Source organism: Reyranella aquatilis (assembly GCF_020880995.1).
GTDB lineage: Bacteria > Pseudomonadota > Alphaproteobacteria > Reyranellales > Reyranellaceae > Reyranella > Reyranella aquatilis.
Genome location: NZ_JAJISD010000001.1, coordinates 329,017 through 349,880, shown reverse-complemented (window position 1 = coordinate 349,880; position 20,864 = coordinate 329,017). Strand labels below are relative to the sequence as shown.

The window sequence follows — 20,864 nt, the reverse complement described above, 5'->3', positions numbered from 1 at the left end:
AGACGAACGCGACGATCGTGAAGTCGAGCAGGAGCGTGGAGATGGTTGAAGCGCAGAAGATTGCGGCCTTCTGTACGCAATGCCGGTCGCGCTGCGGCTGCGTCGCCGTCGTCGAAGGCGGGCGGTTGCTGCGAGTTGATCCGTTGCCGGATCACCCGACAGGCCAGGCACTGTGTCCCAAAGGTCGGGCAGCGCCGGAACTCGTCTATCATCCGGAGCGGGTGATGCGTCCTCTTCGCCGCACGCAGCCGAAGGGCGCAGCCGATCCCGGCTGGAAGCCGGTCAGTTGGGACGAGGCGCTGGCCGAAATCGCAACACGCCTCTCGGCCATCCGAGCGACGCACGGCGCCGAACAGGTTGCCTTCTCCGTCACCACGCCGAGCGGGTCGCACATTTCGGACTCGATCTCATGGATCGAGCGCTTCATCCGCGCCTACGGCAGCCCGAACACCATCTACGGAACCGAAATCTGTAACTGGCACAAAGACTACGCCTCGCGCTTCACCTATGGCCACGATATCGGAACGCCCGATTTCGCCAATACCGACTGCGTCGTTCTGTGGGGTAACAATCCTGCAGCCACCTGGCTCGCTCGGCAGGTGGAGATACAGAAGGGGCTGAAGCGCGGTGCACGGATGATCGTGGTCGACCCGCGGCCCACGGCACTGGCGAAGCGTGCGACCCAGTGGCTGCGCGTGCGCCCCGGTACGGACCAGGCGGTTGCCCTTGGGCTTGCGAACCTGCTGGTCTCAAGTGGACGCTTCGATCAGGACTTCGTTGCGGCCTGGACGAACGCCAGCCTGCTGGTGCGCGCCGACACGGGCCGTTTTCTTCGCGAAAGCGATCTTCGGGCCGCCGGACGGAGCGACATTCTGTATTCCCATGCCGGCGAAGGCGGTGGCCTCTTGCCCCTGGATCGAAGCGGCAAGGAGACGGAGGGCACACCCGTCCTGCGGTGGCATGGCACTATCGAGACTCTGTCCGGCCCCGTGCTCTGCCATACGGCACTTGAGTTGTTCGCGAGGGCCGCCGCGGAATACCCACCGGAGCGTGTTGCCGACGTGAGCGGCATCGAGCCCGGCGACCTCGCGAAGGCGGCCGATATCATCGCAGGCGCGAAGTCGGTGGCCTACTACGCCTGGAACGGTGTCGGGCAGAGCGTTACGGCCACACAGACTGATCGCGCGATTTCAATCCTGTACGCGCTCACAGGCAGCTACGGTCGCGAGGGGGGTAACGTGCCCGGCGGCGCGGCGCCCTTCGTCGACATCTCCGGCCAGGATCTCCTGTCCGCGGCGCAGCGTGACAAGGCGCTGGGTCTCGCCGAGCGGCCATTGGGTCCCGGCCTTCAAGGCTGGGTGACGGCCCGCGACGTCTATAAGGCGGTGCTGACGAAGGCGCCTTATCCCTTGCGCGCGCTGGTGTCGTTCGGCACCAACCTCCTGGTTTCGCAGCCGGATACGGAGATGGCCCGCAAGGCGCTGTCCGCACTCGAATTCCACGTCCATGCGGATTTCTTCATCAATGCGACGGCGTGTTACGCGGACATCATCCTGCCCGCCGCGACCTCTTGGGAGCGGGAAGGATTGCGCACGGGATTCGACGGCAGCCTCGAGGGGCTGCGGCACGTCCAGCTGCGGCCCCCCGTCGTCGCGCCGGTCGGCGAGGCGCGCTCCGACACCGATATCGTGATGGGGCTCGCTGCTGGGCTTGGCCTCGGTGACCGGATGTTCGACCTCGATGCCGACCGCGGCCACGATGCGGCCCTTGCCAGGACGGGATTGACCGTCGGGATGTTGCGCGCTTCTCCGGCAGGCGTCAGGGTCGATGGAACGGCGCAACTCGACGGCCAGTCGCTCGCGCACGACGGCCACCCGCGCGGCTACCCGACGCCGACCGGGAAGATCGAAATCTATTCGGAACGCCTGATGCTTTCGGGCTACCGACCGATACCGGCGCTCGACGTAGGTGATCTTTCGTCGGCCGAAGCGGGCTACCCGTTGCGTCTCGGCAGTGCCAAGAGCGTCGCCTACTGCCACAGCCAGCACCGTAACATCGGCTCGTTGCGCCGGCTGGTGCCCGACCCGATCGTGGAGATGTCGCCTGAAGATGCGGCTGCTCGTTCGGTCTCCCATGGCGACTGGGTTCGAATCAGCACGCGGAGCGGCGACGCGGTCGCCCGCGCCGCCATCGTGCCGGGCCTCGCATCAGGCGCCGTGTTCGGCCAACACGGGTGGTGGATCGAGGGCGGTGAAGGTACGCCGTACGATCGCAGCCATCCTCTGGCCGCGAACCTGAACAGCGCCATCGGCACCGATCGGGCCGATCCTGTCAGCGGCTCGATACCGTTGCGATGCTCGTGGTGCCAGGTCGCAAAGATATCGTTCGAGCCGCCCTCGGTTTGATGGCGGCCGAGATCGCCTGATAACGTGGGGCCTGAAAAAAATCAGGCGTTATGGGCCCGGTTCAGCCGCTCGAAGCCTTCCGCCAGGTCGGTCTTGAGGTCCTCGACGTCTTCCAGTCCGATATGGACGCGCAGCAGCTGCTTGCCCTCGGGCCACGGCACGGCTGTGCGGTACTGGTCGGGGTGCGCGGGAATCATGAGGCTTTCGTAGCCGCCCCAGCTTGCGCCCATGCCGAAGATGTCCATGCCGTCGAGCATGGCGGCCACCGCGGGACGCTTGATGCCGTCGCGCAGGGTGAAGGAGAACAGGCCCGACGAACCCTTGAACTGCTTCTTCCAGTTCTCGTGACCGGGGCAATCGGGCAGGGCCGGGTGCAGCACCTTGTCGACCTCGGGACGTGTCTTCAGCCAGTGGGCGATCTCGAGGCCGCTCTTCTCGTGATGGCGCAGGCGCACGCCCATGGTGCGCAGGCCGCGCAGCGCGAGGTAGCAGTCGTCGGGCGCGGCATGGAAGCCGAAGGACTGGCAGGCGGTCTTCGCGACTTCGAACATCTGGCGCGTGGCGCAGGAGATGATGCCCATCATCGCATCCGAATGACCGACGATGTACTTGGTGCCGGCGTGAATGGAGATGTCGCAGCCGTGCTCGAACGGCTTGAAGTAGAGCGGCGTCGCCCAGGTATTGTCGATCATCACGGCCGCGCCGGCCTTCTTGGCGACCGCGGCCATGCCGGCGACGTCCTGGACCTCGAAGGTCTGTGAGCCTGGCGCCTCGAGATAGAGGACCTTCGTGTTCGGCCGCATCAGCTTGGCGATGCCCTCGGGTCCGATCATCGGATCGAAGTAAGTCGTCTCGACGCCGAAGCCCTTCAGCGTGGTGTTGGCGAAGCGGCGCGCCGGACCGTAGGCATTGTCGGTCACCAGCATGTGGTCGCCGGTCTTCAGGAAGCCCACGATGGCGCCGGTGACGGCGGCCAGGCCCGACTGCACGGCGATGGAGCGGTGCGCGCCTTCGATGGCGGCGACGGCATCTTCCAGCGCCTTCTGCGTCGGCGTGCCATTGCGTCCGTAGCCGAAGCCCTCGAACGGGATCCGGTTCTCGAACTTGTCCATCGTCGGCGAGAGGATCGTCGACGCGTGATAGACGGGTGGATTGACGATGCCGAAGTTGTTTTCAGGATCGCGGCCGGCGACGGCCAAGACAGTGTCGGGTCGGGTATAAGTTTTCTTAGAGGTCATGAATCAACTATGGCACAGGCGTTGCGCCTGCGGCCAGAGACAGGCCTGCGAATGCAGACAGGCTGTGCCGAACGTGCGGTTCAGGCTCCCGTGACGATCGGTGTGTCGGCGCGTCCGCCCCATTCGGTCCACGAACCATCGTAGACCGCGGCCTCGGGAGAACCGGTGAGGTAGAGGGCCAGCGCAATGACGCAGGCAGTGACACCTGAGCCGCAACTCGCCGTGACCTTCTTCGTGGGATCGATGCCAGAGGCCGCAATGCGGGCCGCAAGCTTGTCGGCCGGCAGCATCGTGCCGGTCGCCGGGTCGAGCAGTTCGTTGTAGGGCAGGTTGAAGGCGCCCGGCATGTGGCCGCCGCGCAGGCCGGCGCGCGGCTCGGGGGCCTCGCCGCGGAAGCGGGCGGCGGCACGGGCGTCGACGATCTGCTCGCGCTTGCTCTCTATCAGGCCCAGCACGTCGTCCACCGAGCGGACCAGCGCATTGTTCAGGCGCGACGTGAAGTGGCGCTCGCGCGGCGGCGTCGGATCGTCGGTGACCGGCCGGCCCTCGCTCATCCACTTGGGCAGGCCGCCGTTCAGGACCGAGACGTCCTTGTAACCCATGGCGCGGAACATCCACCAGACACGGCAGGCGCCGGTCATCGGCGTGGTGTCGTAGACCACGATCTTGTTGCCGTCGCCCAGGCCGAGCTTGCGGACGCGCGCCGAGAACTTTTCCGGCGGCGGCAGCATGTGCGGCAGCGGGCTCGTCGTGTCGGCGATCTCGTCGATATCGAAGAACACGGCGCCGGGAATGTGCTGCTGCACGAACTCGGCCTTGGGATCGCGCTTCTGCGCCGGCAGGTAGAATGAGCCGTCGACGACCCGCACGTCCGGCGCATCGAGGCGGGTGGCAAGCCAGTCGGTGCTGACGAGGGCATCGGGCCTTGCGTAGTCCATCGGGGTATTCCTCTCGGCTTTCTTGTTCCTCTCTCCCGTCAAGGTGGAGAGGAGATTGATTGCTAGGCCAGCGCGATGATGAAGCGCCGGTTCATCTTTCCCTTGTTCTCGATCTTGGTGCACTCGATGCGGCCGATCTCGCCAGTCCGCGCGACATGGGTGCCGCCGCAGGCCTGCAGGTCTATACCTTCGATCGACAGCAGGCGGACGCGCCCCGCGCCCATCGGCGGCCGCACGCTCATCGTCTTCACGAGTTCCGGGCGCGCCGTCAGCTCCTCGTCGGTGATCCATTGCGGCGTCACCGGCCGATCGAGCGCGATCAGCTTGTTGACCTCCTCGGTGACCCACTCCTTGGTCGGCACTTCGCCGTCGAGGTTGAAGTCGAGACGGCTCTTGTCGGCGCCGACCTGGCCGCCCGTGACGCTGCCCTTGATGACGGAGGACATGACATGCATCGCGGTGTGCATGCGCATGTGCAGATACCGGCGCTCCCAGTCGAGTGTGGTGTGAACATTCGCACCGACCTCGGGCCGCGGAGAATCGGGCGCCAGCAGATGCAGCACGTCGCCGCCGTCGGCCTTGACCGAGTCTACGATGCGGGCTTCGCCACCCTCCCAGCGCATGAGGCCGCTGTCGCCGGGCTGTCCGCCGCCCGTCGGATAGAAGATCGAGCGGTCGAGCCGCACGCCACGCTCCTCGACGGCAGTCACGGTGGCGTCGGCTTCCTTGATGTAGGCGTCCTGCCTGAAGAGTTCTTCGACCATGAGGGGGATTTAGGCTTTCACCAGCCGCGCCGCAACGTCCTGGCCCGTCGGCATCGCCGGCGCGGCGCCGAGGCGCTCGACGGAGCAGGATGCGGCGGCGCTCGCGAAACGCGCGGCTTCCACCGGTGTGCGGCCGGCCGCAAGCTGCGAGGCGAGGGCGCCCACGAAACAATCGCCGGCACCGGTCGTGTCGACGACGCTGGTGGGGAAGGCTGGAATGGCATCGACGCCGGTCGCGGTGACGACGACGGCGCCGCGCGCGCCCAGCGTGGCGATGACGGCGCGGGCGCCGCGGTCGCGCAGGACGTTGCAGGCTGCAACGATGCTCTCCTGCGTACTCGACGCATCGAGCCGTGCGCCGGTCGCCTGCGACAGTTCGATCTCATTCAGAACGGCGACATCGACGGATTTCAGGAGTTCCGCCGGATGTTCGGTGAAAGGTGCGAGGTTGAGGACGGTGCGGGCGCCGGCCGCGCGGGCGCGACCGAGAATCTCCTGCGTCGCGGCGAGCGGCGTCTCGAACTGTGCAACCCAGACTTCGTCGTGTTGCGGTTCGTGATGCAGCATGGCGGCGTCGAAATGCATGTTGGCGCCCGATGCAACGGTGATCGAATTGTCGCCCTCGGCCACCTGGATCAACGCGACGCCCGTCGCCGGCCCGTCGACCTCGGTGACGCTCGTGCTGTCGACGTCGTTGTCGGCGAGGAAGCCGCGCAGGCCGTTGGCGAAGGCGTCGTTGCCCACGGCGCCGACCATGGCTGTCGGCATGCCCAGCCGTGCCGAGGCGATCGCCTGGTTGAGGCCCTTGCCGCCGGGCAGGAACGAGACCTCTGCGCCCAGGATCGTCTCGCCGCGCCCGGGAAATCGCGCACTCTGCACGACGACGTCCATGTTGAGGCTGCCGCAGACCACGACCCGGCTCATGTCCGGAGCCTCACTTCATCCAGCGCGGCAGGGGCAGGTTCTTCTCGCGCAGGAACGCCGGATTGAAGAGTTTGGACTGGTAGCGGCTGCCGCCGTCGCACAGGATCGTGACGACGGTCTTCCCCGGTCCCAGTTCGCGGGCGAGGCGCATGGCGCCGACCATGTTGATCGCGCTGGAGCCGCCGAGCACGAGTCCTTCATGCTCGATCAGGTCGAACAGGACGGGCAGCGCTTCCTCGTCGGTGATCTGGTAGGCGAGGTCGATCGGCGCGCCTTCGAGATTGGCGGTCACGCGGCCCTGGCCGATGCCCTCCGTGACCGAGTTGCCCTCGGCCTTGAGTTCGCCGCGGCTGTGCCAGTTGAAGAGGGCCGAGCCCATGGGGTCGCTGAGCGCGATCTTGATCTCGGGGTTGCGCTCCTTGAGGGCGAGGGCCACGCCGGCGAGCGTCCCGCCGCTGCCGACCGAGCAGGTGAAGCCATCGACCTTGCCGTCGGTCTGATTCCAGATTTCCGGTCCGGTCGTGCGATAGTGGCCGCCGCGATTGGCCGTGTTGTCGAACTGATTGGCCCAGATCGCGCCATTGGGTTCCTTGGCCGCGAGTTCCTCGGCCAGCGCGCCGGAATAGCGCACATAGTTGTTTGGATTGGAGTAGGGCGCAGCCGGGACGAGCCGCAGATCCGCGCCGCACAGGCGCAGCATGTCCTTCTTCTCCTGGCTCTGCGTCTCCGGCATCACGATGACCGAGCGGTAGCCGCGCGCGTTGGCGACCAGCGTGATGCCGATGCCCGTGTTGCCGGCGGTGCCTTCGACGATGACGCCGCCCGGCCGCAGGCGGCCGCTCTTTTCCGCGTCCTCGATGATCGCGAGTGCGGCGCGGTCCTTCACCGAGCCGCCCGGATTGAGGAATTCGGCCTTGCCGTAGATATCGCAACCCGTCGCCTCCGAGGCGGCGCGCAGGCGGATCAGGGGCGTGTTGCCGATGCTGTCGATGAAACCGGAGCGGACGTTCATGTAGTACTCACCTTGCCTGACCCTGCGCTTCCCCTGCGCGACGGTAGACAGGGAGCAGGGGCCCATGCAACCCGCGCGGCGTATTCTAGCGCCAGCGGTTTCGCAACTCGTCGCGATGCAGGGCGAGCCACTGCAACGCCATGACGGCCGGGGCATTGTCGACCTCGTCGCGATCGAGCAGCGCGCGCGCTTCCGCAAAGGGCAGGACCTTCACGAGAATGTCCTCGTTCTCCGCTTCGAGGCCGAAGATGCCGCCAGCACCGGTGGCGTCGACACGGCCGATGAAGCTGCTGCAGACCTCGGAGCAGGCGCCCGGGCTGAGGACGACGCTGTGCAGGGGCACGAGGTCCAGTATCTCCAGCGACGCCTCTTCGATCGCCTCGCGCCGGGCCACGTCGGGCGGCGTTTCACCCTCCTCGACGACGCCGGCGACGATCTCCCACCCCCAGGGATGACGGCCCGCCGCCTGGGAGCCGGCCCGGAACTGGCGGATCAGGACGACCTCGTCGCGCGCGGGATCGTAGGGCAGCACGGCGGCGACCTGGCCGCGCTCGAAGACCTCGCGCGTCACCACGCCGCTCTGGCCGCCTTTGTACAGACTGTGCCGGAACAGGTACCGGGCGACGCGGAAGTACCCCTGGAAGGCCACGGTGCGCTCGATCAGTTCGGCCCGTTCGCCGGGCAGCGGGACGGAAGGCATGATGCACCCCACAAGCAAATAGGGCCGCTCTCTTTCGAGAACGGCCCCAATTGGCTCCGGAGGTAGGAATCGAACCTACGGCCAGGCGATTAACAGTCGCCTGCTCTACCGCTGAGCTACTCCGGAATAAACTCGGTGCGACGGCGGTACGTCGGCTGCGAAGGCGCGGTCTTGTGACAGAGCATGTCGGATCATGCAAGACCACTTGTGCATTCGTGGAGGCCCGGGCCGGAGTCGAACCGGCCTGGAAGGATTTGCAGTCCTCTGCATAGCCGCTTTGCTACCGGGCCCGCACGAAAGCGCGCGGTGCTATACTCATGCCGTGACGGACCGGTCAAGCCGGGCGCGACGCGGCGCCCTTTGACGCTGTCGTCGGCGGACGCCTATATAGCGACCCGCTACATCTAGGGGGCAGGCTATGACGGATTTCGCGCTCGCGCGCCGCAACATGGTGGAAGGCCAGCTCCGGCCCAACCGGGTCAACAATGCCGGTTTGCTGGCGATTCTGGCGGACCTCCCGCGTGAGCGCTTCCTGCCGGAGGCCCTGCGCTCGGTCGCTTATGCCGATGACGACGTGCCGCTGGGCAATGGGCGCTACATGATGGAGCCGATGGTGCTGGCCCGGCTGATCCAGGTCCTGCAGCCGCAGGCCGAGGACAAGGCCATGGTGGTGGCCGCCGGGCGGGGCTATGGCGCCGCGATCCTGGCGCGCCTCGCCAAGTCGGTCACCGCGGTCGAGACCGACGCTTCCATGGCGGCGGCGGCACGGCAGACGCTGGCCGATCTCGGATTGGCGGCTGTCGAGCTGGTGGTCGGGCAGGCCGAGCAGGGCGCCGCTGCCGGCGCTCCCTACGACGTGATCCTGATCGAGGGCGTGGTCCGCGAGGTGCCGAAGACCATTTCCGACCAGCTGGCCGAGGGCGGCCGCCTGGCCACCGTGATCGCCGATCCGAGTGGTGCGCTGGGGGTGGCCCACCTCTACGTGAAGCAGGGTGGGGTGGTGTCAGGGCGCCCGCTGTTCGACGCCGGTTCGCCGCCGCTGCCGGGCTTTGCGCCGCCAGCCCGTTTCACCTTCTGAGCCGCATCCGGCATTTGCCATGCGCGGGGCTACCCATGCTGTTCCGCCTGATGCTAGGGTGTCGCCTACAGATGAGGGTAGAAAGATGCGTATCCGGCCCAGCGTGAAGCGCGCCCGCACCGCGGCAGCGTGCATCCTGGCGTTCGGGCTCGGTGGAGCGTCGAGTGCGTGGTCACAAAGCCTGATCGAGGCGCTTGCAACCACCTACAACAGCAATCCCGATCTGCTGGCAAGCCGGGCCATTCTGCGCCAGACCGACGAGACGCTTTCGCAGGCTGTCGCGAACTGGCGGCCGCGTGTCACGCTGAACGTCGAATACAACAAGGTCGAGCAGGACTCCTACTCGCAACGAACCACGCCGACCTTCTACGCGCTGAACGGCAAGTTCACGACGCTCCAGATGGTCCAGCCGCTGTTCCGCGGCGGCAAGACCGTCGCCGAGACCAAGCAGGCCCAGTCGAACATTCAGGCGCAGCGCGCCCAGCTGGCGGAAACGGAGCAGACCGTCCTGCTTTCTGCGGTCACGTCTTATGCGGACCTGGTGCAGAACATCGGCATTGCCGACGCTCGCCGCAACAACGTCCGGGTGCTGATCCAGCAGCTCGACGCGACCCGCGAGCGCTTCCGGGTCGGCGAACTGACGATCACCGACGTGTCGCAGTCCGAGGCTCGCCTCGAACTCGCCAGGGCCGATCTGGTGCAGGCTGAAACCAACGTCCGCATCGCCGAGGCGGCCTTCCAGCGCACCATCGGCAAGAAGCCGGGCCGGCTGGGCGAAATCCCGCTGATCGGTGGACTGCCATCTTCGGAAGAAGAGGCGATCGGCCTCGCCATGGACGCCGGTCCCCGAGCGGTCACCGCCGCACACCGTATCACGGCCGCCAACTATGGCGTGAACACGGCGATCGGCGATCTGCTGCCGCAGGTAAACCTCGTAGGCGCGCTGCAACAGCAGTTCGATCTGCAGGTCCCGAACGACAAGTATTACACCTATGCTGTCCGCGTTCAGGCCACGATCCCGATCTTCCAGAACGGCAGCGAATGGTCGCGTATCCGTTCGGCGCGCGAACTGGTCGGCCAGCGGCGCAACGAACTCGACAGCGCCCGCCGCGCGGTGGCCGAGAACGTCATCCGCGCCTGGCGGCAGCTGGACTCGTCGCGCTCCCGCGTAACGTCGTTCGAATCGCAGGTTCGCGCCAACGAAGTCGCCCTGAACGGCGTCCGCCAGGAAGCGCTGGTCGGTTCGCGTACCACCCTCGACGTGTTGAACGCCGAACAGGAACTGCTGAATTCCCAGGTCAACCTGATCCAGGCGCGCCGCGACGTGCAGGTCTCGTACTACAGCGTACTTTCCGGCATTGGCCGTCTCACCGCGCGCACGCTTGCGCTGCCGGTCGAGTACTACGACGAAGAGCGCTACTACAAGGATGTCGGCTCTCGCTGGATCGGCTGGGGCAGCAGCGGCGAATCGGGCACGGGCATCATCCCGCCGTCCACCTCGCCGGCAGGCGTCGCGGGGAGCGCGCCCGTCGGGAGCACCGGTAAATGAGCGACGGCAAGGGCGGCCCGAACAATGAGCCCTCGATGGACGACATCCTGGCGTCCATCCGCAAGATCATTTCCGATGATGAGGCGCGGGCCCAAGGCGCGGGGCCGAGGCCCCCGGTGGTGCCGCCCGTAATCGTCCCGCCCGCCATGACCCAGCCTGTCCGAAGCGCCTCGAACGAGGACGTTCTCCTTCTCACCGATATCGTCGAAGAGCCGAAATCCATGTCCCAAGCCGAGCCCACGCCGCCGCGGGTCGAACCCGTGAATCCGGCGGAGATGCCGCAACCTACGATCGAGCCGGTGGCCTCGTCGCCTGCGTCGCCGAAGGTCGATACCCTGGTCGGCGCCGGGGTGGCGGGGGTCGCCAGCTCGGCCTTCGCGCGGCTGAACCAAGCGGTGCAGGACAGCGTACCGCCACCGGCCGCCACCGATCCCGGGCCGCGGGTGGCGAGTTCGGGCCAGACCATCGAGGATCTGGTCAAGGAAATGCTGCGCCCGATGCTGAAGGACTGGCTGGATACGAACCTGCCACCGATGGTCGAGCGCTATGTCGAACGCGAGATCGCGCGGCTGACCCGCCGCTGACCCCGGGCGCCACCCCCCCAATCCCGCCACGGTGTCGCAGCCGTGGCGTTTTTCGTTCAAGGCCAAGAGATGCTCGACAAGACCTACGATCCCAAGGAAATCGAGGCCCGGCGCTACCCCGAGTGGGAGAATGCCGGCGCCTTCCGCGCCCATCCGGACTCGCCGAAGCAGCCCTATTGCATCGTCATCCCGCCGCCCAACGTCACGGGCAGCCTGCACATGGGCCACGCGCTCGACAACACGCTGCAGGACGTGCTGATCCGCTGGCGCCGCATGAAGGGCGACGACGTGCTGTGGCAGCCGGGTACCGACCATGCGGGCATCGCCACGCAGATGGTGGTGGTGCGCAATCTCGAACAGGAGGGAATCGGCCTCGCGGTCCAGGGCGCCGCCACCAACGACGCCAATAAGAAGCTGCTGAACCGCGAAGAGTTCCTGGCCAAGGTGTGGGAGTGGAAGGCCTATTCCGGCGGCACGATCACCGGCCAGCTGCGCCGGCTCGGCGCCTCGTGCGACTGGAGCCGCGAGCGCTTCACCATGGACGAGGGCCTGTCGAAGGCCGTGCTCAAGGTGTTCGTCGAACTCTACAAGCAGGGACTGATCTACAAGGACCTGCGGCTGGTCAACTGGGACCCCAAGATGCTGACCGCGATCTCCGACCTCGAGGTCGAGTCGCGCGAGGTGAAGGGCCATCTCTGGTACTTCAAGTATCCGATCGAGGGCAGCCCGGACGAGTTCATCGTGGTTGCCACGACCCGGCCGGAGACGATGCTGGGCGATACCGGCATCGCGGTGCATCCCGATGATCCGAAGTGGAAACACCTGATCGGCAAGCACGCCGTGCTGCCGCTGGTCGGCCGCCGGATCGCGATCGTGGGCGACGAATATTCCGATCCGGAGAAGGGCTCGGGCGCCGTCAAGATCACGCCGGCGCACGACTTCAACGATTTCGAGGTCGGCCGCCGGCACAATCTCGAGGCCATCAACATCTTCGACAGGTTCGCGCGTGTGAACGGAAACGCGCCGGAGAAGTATCGCGGCCTCGACCGGTTCGAGGCGCGCAAGAAGATCGTGGTGGAGATGGAGGAGCTGGGGCTGGTCGAGAAGATCGAGCCGCACACGCACGCGGTGCCCTACGGCGATCGCGGCGGCGTGCCGGTCGAACCGTACCTGACCGAGCAGTGGTACGCCGATGCGAAGAAGCTCGCGGAGGCGCCGCTGGCGGCGGCGCGCGACGGGCGCGTGAAGTTCGTGCCCGAACGCGGGCGCGAGGATTTCTTCCGTTGGATGGAGAACATCGAGCCGTGGTGCGTGTCGCGCCAGCTCTGGTGGGGCCACCAGATCCCGGCCTGGTACGGGCCGGACAAGAAGGTCTTCGTGGCGCTCTCCGAGGAGGAGGCCCAGGCGGAGGCCCGCGCGCACTACGGGAAGGACGTCGCGCTGGAGCGCGATCCCGACGTGCTCGACACCTGGTTCAGCTCGGCCCTTTGGCCTTTCTCGACGCTCGGCTGGCCGGACCAGACGGCTGAGCTCGCGAAGTACTATCCGACCAGCACGCTCGTCACCGGCTGGGACATCCTGTTCTTCTGGGTCGCCCGCATGATGATGATGGGCATGCACTTCATGAAGGACGTGCCGTTCCGCACTGTCTACCTGCACGGCCTCGTCACCGACGAGAAGGGGCAGAAGATGTCGAAGTCCAAGGGGAACGTGATCGATCCCCTGGAGCTGATCGACAAGTACGGCGCCGACGCGCTTCGCTTCACCATGACGTCGCTGGCCGCCTCGCAGGCGGGCCGCCTGCGTCTCTCGCCCGCACGTGTCGAGGGTGCGCGCAACTTCGCGACCAAGCTCTGGAACGCGACGCGTTTCGCCGAGATGAACGGCGCGGCCCTGCCGCAGGGTTTCGATCCGGTGACGGCGAAGCTCACGGTCAACAAGTGGATGCTGGGCGAACTGGCCCGTGCCAACCAGGCGATCGACAAGGCACTCACCGACTTCCGGCTGAACGAGGCCGCCACCGCCCTCTACGAATTCGTCTGGGGCGTTGTCTGCGACTGGTATGTCGAGCTGACCAAGCCGATCGTGCAGGGGGCCGACGGGCCCGAGAAGGACGAGACGCGCGCCGTCACGGCCTTCGTGCTGCGCGAGACCGTGAAGCTCATGCACCCGGTGATGCCTTTCATCACCGAGGAACTGTGGGACAAGCTCGGCCATCGCGCCGAGCATGGACCGCTGATCGGCCAGCCCTGGCCCGCGCCGCCGACCGTCGATGCGATGGCCGACGCCGAGATGGGCTGGCTGGTGAAGCTGATCTCCGACATCCGCTCGGCCCGCGCCGAGTTGAACGTGCCGGCCGGTGCCAAGCTCAAGCTGCTGGTTATCGGCGGAAACGCGACGACCGCGGCGCGGATCGAGACGCACCGTGCCGCCATCGAGCGGCTGGCCCGTATCGAGGGTGTCGAGGCAGCCGACTCGGCGCCCAAGGCGTCGCTGCAGATCGTCGTCGGCGAGGCGACCTACGCGCTGCCGGTCGGCGACGTGATCGACCTCAAGGCCGAGAGCGCGCGCCTGCAGAAGGAAATCAAGAAGCTCGCCGACGAGGTCGGCAAGATCGACGCAAAGCTCGCCAACGCCGCCTTCGTGGCGCGCGCGCCGGAGGAGGTCGTCGAGGAACAGCGCGAGCGCCGTGCGCAGGCCGAGCAGACCGGGGCACGGCTCAGCGCGGCGCTGGAAAGGTTGGGCGTCTAGCTCGGTGTCGCCGCGCCGACACCCGCAGAGCGAATGGCGACAGTGGCGAGCGAGTGATCTCCAGTATCCACCGTGCCATTATGTATATTCTGATGGAGGCAAGGAATGACCTATACGCTCGAACAGCTGAGCGCCGACATTCGCCAGGCTCTCAAGGCCGATTCCGGCATCGCTGGTAAGCAGGAAGTCTGCAAGCTGGTGTCGAAGGTGCTACGGGACGAAGAGTTCGTCTCGAAGCACCTGACGGCCGAACAGTGCCGCCCCCGCAAGGTGCTGTACGAGGATCCGGAACTGGGCTTCTGCATCTGCGGACACGTCTACGAGACGGCGGCGCACGGCGGGCCGCACGACCACGGTACCAGCTGGGCGATCTACGGCCTCGCCACCGGGGACACGGAGATGACGGACTGGCGGATCGTCAAGAAGGGCGAGGGCGATGAGCCGACGCTGGTCGAGCCGGCCAAGACCTACGTGCTGAAGCCCGGCGACAGCCACTTCTACGATGTCGGTGTCGTGCACTCCCCGAAGCGGGATGGCTATACCAGGCTCGTGCGCATCGAGGGCGCCAACCTCGACCACATCAAGCGTTCGAACATCAAGGCGGCCTGAACTCAAGGCTCCCTCGCTTACGCTCGGGATGGCGATTTTGTCGGTGGTGACTGCGTGCGTCTGCTCGACGCCGCCATGACGCCGACCTTGTCATCCCGAATGCAGCGAGGGACCTTTCGTCTTCAACGCTTGATCTGCATCCCGAGATACTTCTTCAGTCCCGCGCCATAGGGCGGGCGAAGCATGCGCAGCGGCGCCAGGTCCCGTTTGATCTGGTGGTAGATCGACTTGCGATGGCTGAACTCGCGGAACCCGTCGTGTCCGTGATAGGCGCCCATGCCGGCCGGGCCGATACCGCCGAACGGCAGCTCTTCCTGCGCGACGTGCATCACCACATCGTTGACGGTGACGCCGCCGGAGGTCGTGCCGTTCAGCACCCGGTCGCGCTCGGCATCGTCACTGCCGAAATAGTAGAGGCCGAGCGGGCGGTCGTGGGCGTTGATGTAGTCGACCGCTTCGGTCACGTCGCGATAGCCCTTCACCGGCAGCAGCGGCCCGAAGATCTCCTCCTGCATGACCTTCATGTCGTCGGTCGGATTCAGGATCAATGTCGGCGCGATCCGGCGGTGCGGCTGCTGGCGCAGATCCTCAGCCCCCGGATTGATCTCGACGATCTCGGCACCCTTGGCGCGCGCATCGTCGAGATAGCCCATCAGTCGCGAATAGTGCCGGTCGGACACGACCGCGGTGTAGTCGGGGCTCTCGCGGATGCTCGGGAACATGCGGCCGACGGAGGCCTTCGCCTCCGTCACGAACTCGCCGACGCGGTCGGCCGGGGCCAGCACGTAGTCGGGCGCGAGGCAGATTTGTCCGGCATTGAGCGTCTTGCCGTTCATGATCCGGGCAGCGGCCACGGCCATGTCGGCCGAGCGGCCGACGACGACCGGGCTCTTGCCGCCCAGTTCCAGCGTCACGGGCACGAGATTTTCGGCGGCTGCACGCATCACGTGCCGGCCGATCGACGTCGCGCCGGTGAAGATCAGGTGATCGAAGGCGAGGGCGGAGAAGGCCTGGCCGACCTCGGGTCCGCCCGTCACAACGGCGATCTCGCTCTCGTCGAAGGCGCTGGCGAACATCTGCTTCAGGAGGTCGGACGTCGCCGGGGTCGTTTCGGACGGCTTGATCATGGCGCGATTTCCGGCCGCCAGCACGCCGGCCAGAGGCGCAAAGGTGAGGTTCACCGGGAAATTCCACGGGCTGATGACGCCGATCACGCCCTTGGGCTGATACCGGATCTCGGCCTTCGCGCCCAGGAACCCCAGGATGCGCGGCGTCGTGCGCCGCCGTTCGGTCTTCATCCAGGTCCGCAGATTGTCGCGGGCGTGCTTCAGGGGCCCGATAGAACTGGCGACATCGGCGAAGGCCGTGACGGTCGGCGAGCGCGCCCCGAAGTCGGCCGAGAGCGCCGCCTCGATGTCGTGACGGCGATCGACCAGAAGGCCGATGCAGCGATTGAGACGCTCGATGCGGATCTCCGCCGACGGCGCGCCGTCCTTGAGCTGGGCGGCGCGCTGCTTCTCGAGGATTTGGTTCAATCCGAAATCAGTCATGTCGATCACGAAGCCTTCCGCAGGTCCGGAACGTAGGGTTTGCTGGCGAAATGCTCCTGGCCGTCGCCGCGGGAGAGCCGCAGGCCGGCGCGGCGGATCGCGTCGTCATCGACGTGATCGAGCGGCACGTAGTAGCGGTCGTCGACCTTCGTGAAGGTGTCGTTGTCGACACGGTTGTAGCAGATCAGCAGGGTCCAGCGACGGTTGGGCGAGCGGTTGGCGTCGGAGCGGTGGATCGCGTTGCAATGGAAGATCAGCGCGTCACCGGCCTCCAGTTCGCAATACTCGATCGGGCACTTCTCCAGGATATGCGGCATCCGTTTCGGATCGACCTCGTTCTGGGTCGGCGACAGCGGCGTATGGTCGATGCGCCCGAGTTTGTGAGAGCCGGTGGCGATCTGCAGGCAACCATTCTCGCGGTTCGTGAGGTCGAGCCCGATCATGATCGAGAGCATGTCGGGCCGCAGGCAGCCATTGTAGTACCAGTAGCCATAATCCTGATGCCATTCCCAGGCACCCCCGACCTCGGGCTCCTTGGCCGTGAGCTTCGACTGGTAGTGATAGACCGGCCCGCCCAGCAGCGCCGCCGACGTATCGACCATGCGCCGCACGCGGGCGGCGAGACCGTAGACGCTGTCGCCCGCCCGGTTCCAAAGCGCGATGCGCGTCGAGCGCCCTTCGCCATCGCGACGGTCGAGGATGCTGTCGCGCACGGCGGGATCTTCCTCCATCGCGCGGGTCAGCAGCTTCACCTCGTCCGGCGCGAACAGGCCCCGCGCATAGGTGAAGCCCTTCTCGTTGAACTCTGCGGTCTGTGCCGTACTGAGGACGTTTGGCATGGTTCCTCACCTCACGGAAGAGAAAGGTCCTTTGCTTCGCTCAGGACGACAGCGATTGCTGGAATCGAAGCCGCACTCCGATGAAAAAAAACAATGTCATCCTGAGCGCTACGAAGGACCCTTGCGTCACAAGCAACAGTCTCAGACCGGGCGGAAGACGTTGCGGCCGCCCACATCCGAGACCGAGACCTTACGCCCGAGCTGTTCGCGCGTCAGCATGTCGGCGAGCAGGGCGGGATCGTCGGGAGTCATGGCGACGAAGCGGTCGCCGCTGCTGTCGAGGCGGCCCAGGATGTAGCCGCGCTCGGGCGCATCCTTTCCGTAGGTGACACAATAGGTTTCGATTGTTCCGGTACCCGCAGGAATTGTTTCGACCCTGCGCTTTGGCAGTGCATCGAGTTCGGCCTGGAACTTCTTCGGATCCTCCCGCTTCCAGGCGCCTTTCGTGGGCTCAGTCGAGTAGAGGCCGGCCGAGTGCTTGGTGAGGTAGTTGCCGTTGGCGGTCACCATGCCGAAAGAGCCCGGCCTGGCGCGCACCACGTTCATCATCTCGGCGATGGAGTGGGTGACGTAGTTGTTGCCGGGGCCTCCGAAGAAGGGGAGGCCGCCGGTCACGCTGATCGGGCGCGGATCGTCCTCGGCGAGACCGATCTCCTTCATCGCCACTTCGACGGCGGAGGGGAAGCAGCTGTAGAGGTCGAAGGCGTCGATGTCGGAGACTTTCTTACCCGCCATGTCGAGGGCGATGCGGGCGCAGCCGCGGATCGCGGGCGAGGCATCGAGCTTCTCGCGCTCGGACACGATCCAGGTGTCGGTGCCATCGGCGCAGCCGTGCAGGAACACCCAGCGGTCCTGCGGGATGCCCCATTCGCGGGCCTTCTCGACCGAGGTGACGAGCACGGCCGCCGCCTGGTCAATGATCGCGTTGGCGTTCATCAGGCGAGGATAGGGGAAGCAGATCCAGCGGTTGTCCGGCGAGATCGTCGACAGGGCCTCGGCGCTGTAGCCCTCGCGGCGCGTCGCCAGCGGATTGGCCTTGGCCACCGCGGCGAGACGCTCGAACAGCCGTCCCATCGCCTTCATGTGGCTGTCGACGTCGCGCTTCAGGCCGCCACGGATGGCGTTCTCCAGCAGCGGATAGAAATGGATGGCGGCGCGGAGTTCGTGGCGCGCTTCCTCCTCGCTGAACCCGAAGCGCGGATCGCCGATGCGTGTCGGCTCGCCGCCGCCGGGATCCTCGTTCCAGTCGATCTTCAGGCCGGCACGGCGCGCGTTCTGCGTACTGCGCAGGAGTTCGGCGCCGCAGATCAACGCCAGCTCGGTCTCGCCGTTGGCGATCTGCTCGGCGAACCTGTTCACCAGGTACTGGGGCATGTTGCCGCCGGAGTGCGTGTAGAGGAGCTGCTTGGGATTGGCATGCAGGCGGTTGGCGACGCTCTGCGGCGGGTTGCTCGAGCGGCCGTAGGGCGAGGCAAAGCGCGGGCTGATGTCGCTGAAGAACTCCATCACGGCGATGGCGTCGACATGGTGGCCGAGCGCATGTCCGCCGATTGCTGCCTTGGTGTCCTCCAGCGCCGCATTGGCGGCTTCGGCGCAGAAGGCCACGCGCGAGCGGTCGCTCGACGGCTTACCGACCGTGTCGGTGATCTGGCCGGCGCCGACCAGGATGGGGGTACGCGGATCGATCATTTGACGAGGGCCTCGATTTCGGACGGTGTCAGGCCGGCCTGTGCCAGCACGGCCTTGGTGTCTTCGCCAAGTGCGGCGACCTTGGGGCCGCTCTGCAGTGGCGAGCCCGAGAAGCGGAAGGGCGGGGCCGGCGATTTGTAGCTGCCGCCTCCGTCCTCGATGGTGCAGAGCGAACCGCGATGCTCCACTTGCGGATCCTGCAGCGCCTCGGTCACGGTGAGATAGGGCGAGCAGGGCACGCCCTGCTTCTCCAGCGCGGCGACCACTTGTTTGACGGTCATCTTCTTCGACCACTGTTCGAGTTCGTCGACCAGCAGTCCCCAGTTCATGCGGCGGTTGTGATACTTCTCGAAGCGCGGATCGGTCAGCCAGTCGCGCCGGCCGGCGGCGGTCGCCATGTCCTGGAAGGTCTTCTCGCTGGCCGTCGCGAGCATGACGTAGCCGTCGCTCGCCTCGATCGGACCGTACATCGGGCGCGACGGCATTTCGAAGTCGAACTGCGCGCGATTGACCTCACCCAGCAGCATGCCGACCAGAGTCTCGAACATGGACACGTCGATCATCTGCCCCTTGCCGGTCGCGTGGCGCTGGTGGACGGCGGCGAGGATCGCGCCCATCGCATAAGCGCCGCTCGCATAGTCGGCAACGAAGATGCCGCAATTGTCGGGACGCTCGCGGCCCTGCTGGTAGAAGAGATGGGCCATGTCGTAGCCGGTGGAGGCATGGATGACCGGCGCGTAGGCGGGACGGCCCGCGCCGGGGCCGGTCTGCCCGTAGCCCGAGATGGCGCAGTAGATCAGCCGCGGATTGACCTTGGCGAGCTCGGCATAGTCGAGGCCCAGCCGCTTCATGACACCGGGGCGGTAGTTTTCGACCAGGATGTCGACCGTGGCGACCAGCTTCTTGATCGCGGCCACGGCATCCGGGTTCTTGAGGTCGAGCACGATCGATTTCTTGCCGGCGTTCAGCTGGCCGAACATCGTGCTGAATCCGTCGCGCTGCACCGGACGCGAACGCATCAGGTCGCCTTCGGGCGCTTCCACTTTCACGACCTCGGCGCCCATGTCGGCGAGCAGGCGGCTGCAATGCGGGCCGGCGATGGTGGTCGAGAAATCAAGGATGCGCAGGCCGTCGAGCGGCCGGGACATTTCGGTCATGCTTTCACCGGGTTACGAGGATGAGAACGACGCCGCCGACGACCAGGATGCTGCCGATCCACTCGCCGAGGGACGGCCGCTCCTTGAGGATGAGGCGGGAGGAAATGAAGGTGAAGACCAGTTCGATCTGGCCGACGGCGCGTACCAGCGCCGCGTTCTCCAGGGTCATGGCCAGCGCCCAGCCGGCCGAACCCAGCACGCTGAAGATGCCGACCCAGATCGAGGATCGCCAGTTGAACCAGACCTTCGAGAGCTGAGGCCGGTCCCGCCGTGCGAGGTAGATCGCCATCAGCACGACCTGGATGGTGTTCATGCAGGCGAGCACGGTGATGCCGCGCACCATGAAATCGCCTTCGGGTAGCAGCTTCGACGCCTCGCGGATCGTGCCCGCGGCAATGGCGAAGATGGCACCGGAGAGGATGCCGAACAGCGCGCCCTTGTGCGTGAGGTCGGCCAGCACGCCACGCACGTCTGAGAACTTGCCGCGCACGCTCAGGATCGCGACGCCACCCAGACACACGAGGATTCCCGCCCAGGCGCCGAGCTTCAGCGGCTCGCCGGCGATGAAGGTCGCGAACAGCGCGACGAAGACGGTCTCGGTCTTGGAATAGACCGTGCCGACCGCGAAGTTGCGCAGCGAGAAGGCGTGGATCATCAGCGAGGTCGCCACGATCTGGGCGACGCCGGCGATGGTCACCAGCGCCAGGAAGTGCAGCGAGATCGACGGCACGTGGCGGCCGGTCGCGAACACCAGGAAGGCCAGCATGCCCAGCGCCAGTGGCGCGCCGTAGAGATAGCGCACGAAGTTGGCGCCATCGACGCTCAGGATGCCGCGAATCTTCTGCTGCATCGTCGTGCGGATGTTCTGGCACAGGGCGGCAGCGACGGTGATCGGTATCCAGAGCGGCACAGTTTTCTTCTCCCGGGTGGGAAGTGTATGGCCTCACCAGCCCCGCGTCTGCGGTTTAGATTTTCGCGATGCAACCGCAGGGAGGGAAGGCAAAGGTCCCTCGCTTACGCTCGGGATGACAGCGGTGATGGAGAGGGTGCACTGCGCCAGCTTCAAAATCGATGTCG

At 66.2% G+C, this 20,864-nt stretch carries 17 protein-coding genes and 2 tRNA genes; 6 read left to right on the top strand and 13 right to left on the bottom strand.

The features are described 5' to 3' along the window. Positions 1 to 41 precede the first annotated feature (41 nt). Complete coding sequence (locus LJ725_RS01585) at positions 42 to 2,405, top strand: molybdopterin-containing oxidoreductase family protein (protein WP_230548864.1); 2,364 nt, start codon at positions 42 to 44, stop codon at positions 2,403 to 2,405. A gap of 41 nt (positions 2,406 to 2,446) precedes the next feature. On the opposite strand, the gene metC is transcribed toward LJ725_RS01585, so the two are convergent. The 8 genes from metC to LJ725_RS01545 form a co-directional block, all read right to left on the bottom strand. Then, on the bottom strand, positions 2,447 to 3,604 hold the full coding sequence (gene metC, locus LJ725_RS01580) for a cystathionine beta-lyase (RefSeq protein ID WP_230548863.1): 1,158 nt from the start codon (positions 3,602 to 3,604) through the stop codon (positions 2,447 to 2,449). Between the two features lie 119 nt (positions 3,605 to 3,723). Then, positions 3,724 to 4,581, bottom strand: a complete 858-nt coding sequence (sseA, locus tag LJ725_RS01575; RefSeq protein WP_230548862.1) for a 3-mercaptopyruvate sulfurtransferase — start codon at positions 4,579 to 4,581, stop codon at positions 3,724 to 3,726. Between the two features lie 62 nt (positions 4,582 to 4,643). After that, complete coding sequence (locus LJ725_RS01570) at positions 4,644 to 5,345, bottom strand: alanyl-tRNA editing protein (RefSeq protein WP_230548861.1); 702 nt, start codon at positions 5,343 to 5,345, stop codon at positions 4,644 to 4,646. Positions 5,346 to 5,354: 9 nt separating this feature from the next. Continuing rightward, positions 5,355 to 6,269 carry a ribokinase gene (locus LJ725_RS01565; RefSeq protein ID WP_230548860.1) on the bottom strand — a complete coding sequence of 305 codons (915 nt, stop codon included), beginning with the start codon at positions 6,267 to 6,269 and terminating at the stop codon, positions 5,355 to 5,357. A gap of 10 nt (positions 6,270 to 6,279) precedes the next feature. Next, positions 6,280 to 7,281, bottom strand: a complete 1,002-nt coding sequence (locus LJ725_RS01560) for a cysteine synthase A (protein ID WP_230548859.1) — start codon at positions 7,279 to 7,281, stop codon at positions 6,280 to 6,282. A gap of 85 nt (positions 7,282 to 7,366) precedes the next feature. Next, positions 7,367 to 7,981: an NUDIX domain-containing protein gene (locus LJ725_RS01555; protein WP_230548858.1), complete on the bottom strand. Its 615-nt coding sequence runs from the start codon at positions 7,979 to 7,981 to the stop codon at positions 7,367 to 7,369. A 51-nt stretch (positions 7,982 to 8,032) separates the two neighbouring features. Further along, positions 8,033 to 8,107 (bottom strand) — tRNA-Asn (locus LJ725_RS01550). A gap of 90 nt (positions 8,108 to 8,197) precedes the next feature. Next, positions 8,198 to 8,271 (bottom strand) — tRNA-Cys (locus LJ725_RS01545). A 128-nt stretch (positions 8,272 to 8,399) separates the two neighbouring features. On the opposite strand from LJ725_RS01545, the gene LJ725_RS01540 reads away from it, so the two are divergent. From LJ725_RS01540 to LJ725_RS01520, 5 genes are all read left to right on the top strand, one after another. Then, positions 8,400 to 9,059 carry a protein-L-isoaspartate O-methyltransferase family protein gene (locus LJ725_RS01540; RefSeq protein WP_230548857.1) on the top strand — a complete coding sequence of 220 codons (660 nt, stop codon included), beginning with the start codon at positions 8,400 to 8,402 and terminating at the stop codon, positions 9,057 to 9,059. Between the two features lie 85 nt (positions 9,060 to 9,144). Further along, the gene (locus tag LJ725_RS01535; protein WP_230548856.1) at positions 9,145 to 10,608 is read left to right on the top strand and encodes a TolC family outer membrane protein; all 1,464 of its coding nucleotides are present in this window, start codon (positions 9,145 to 9,147) and stop codon (positions 10,606 to 10,608) included. After that, on the top strand, positions 10,605 to 11,192 hold the full coding sequence (locus LJ725_RS01530; protein WP_230548855.1) for a DUF2497 domain-containing protein: 588 nt from the start codon (positions 10,605 to 10,607) through the stop codon (positions 11,190 to 11,192). Before LJ725_RS01535 ends, LJ725_RS01530 begins: the two co-directional genes overlap by 4 nt. Positions 11,193 to 11,261: 69 nt before the next feature. After that, on the top strand, positions 11,262 to 13,943 hold the full coding sequence (locus LJ725_RS01525; RefSeq protein WP_230548854.1) for a valine--tRNA ligase: 2,682 nt from the start codon (positions 11,262 to 11,264) through the stop codon (positions 13,941 to 13,943). Between the two features lie 105 nt (positions 13,944 to 14,048). Beyond that, the gene (locus LJ725_RS01520; protein WP_230548853.1) at positions 14,049 to 14,552 is read left to right on the top strand and encodes a cupin domain-containing protein; all 504 of its coding nucleotides are present in this window, start codon (positions 14,049 to 14,051) and stop codon (positions 14,550 to 14,552) included. A 122-nt stretch (positions 14,553 to 14,674) separates the two neighbouring features. On the opposite strand, the gene LJ725_RS01515 is transcribed toward LJ725_RS01520, so the two are convergent. The 5 genes from LJ725_RS01515 to LJ725_RS29090 form a co-directional block, all read right to left on the bottom strand. Then, a complete protein-coding gene (locus LJ725_RS01515; RefSeq protein WP_230549684.1) occupies positions 14,675 to 16,102 on the bottom strand; it encodes a coniferyl aldehyde dehydrogenase in 1,428 nt (475 codons plus the stop codon). Positions 16,103 to 16,107: 5 nt separating this feature from the next. After that, complete coding sequence (locus LJ725_RS01510) at positions 16,108 to 16,941, bottom strand: phytanoyl-CoA dioxygenase family protein (protein WP_230548852.1); 834 nt, start codon at positions 16,939 to 16,941, stop codon at positions 16,108 to 16,110. A 141-nt stretch (positions 16,942 to 17,082) separates the two neighbouring features. After that, positions 17,083 to 18,630: an acetyl-CoA acetyltransferase gene (locus LJ725_RS01505; protein ID WP_230548851.1), complete on the bottom strand. Its 1,548-nt coding sequence runs from the start codon at positions 18,628 to 18,630 to the stop codon at positions 17,083 to 17,085. Continuing rightward, complete coding sequence (locus LJ725_RS01500; protein WP_230548850.1) at positions 18,627 to 19,787, bottom strand: CaiB/BaiF CoA transferase family protein; 1,161 nt, start codon at positions 19,785 to 19,787, stop codon at positions 18,627 to 18,629. Before LJ725_RS01500 ends, LJ725_RS01505 begins: the two co-directional genes overlap by 4 nt. Before the next feature lie 4 nt (positions 19,788 to 19,791). After that, entirely contained in the window at positions 19,792 to 20,697 is a 906-nt protein-coding gene (locus LJ725_RS29090; RefSeq protein WP_230548849.1) for a DMT family transporter, read from the bottom strand. Positions 20,698 to 20,864 lie beyond the last annotated feature (167 nt).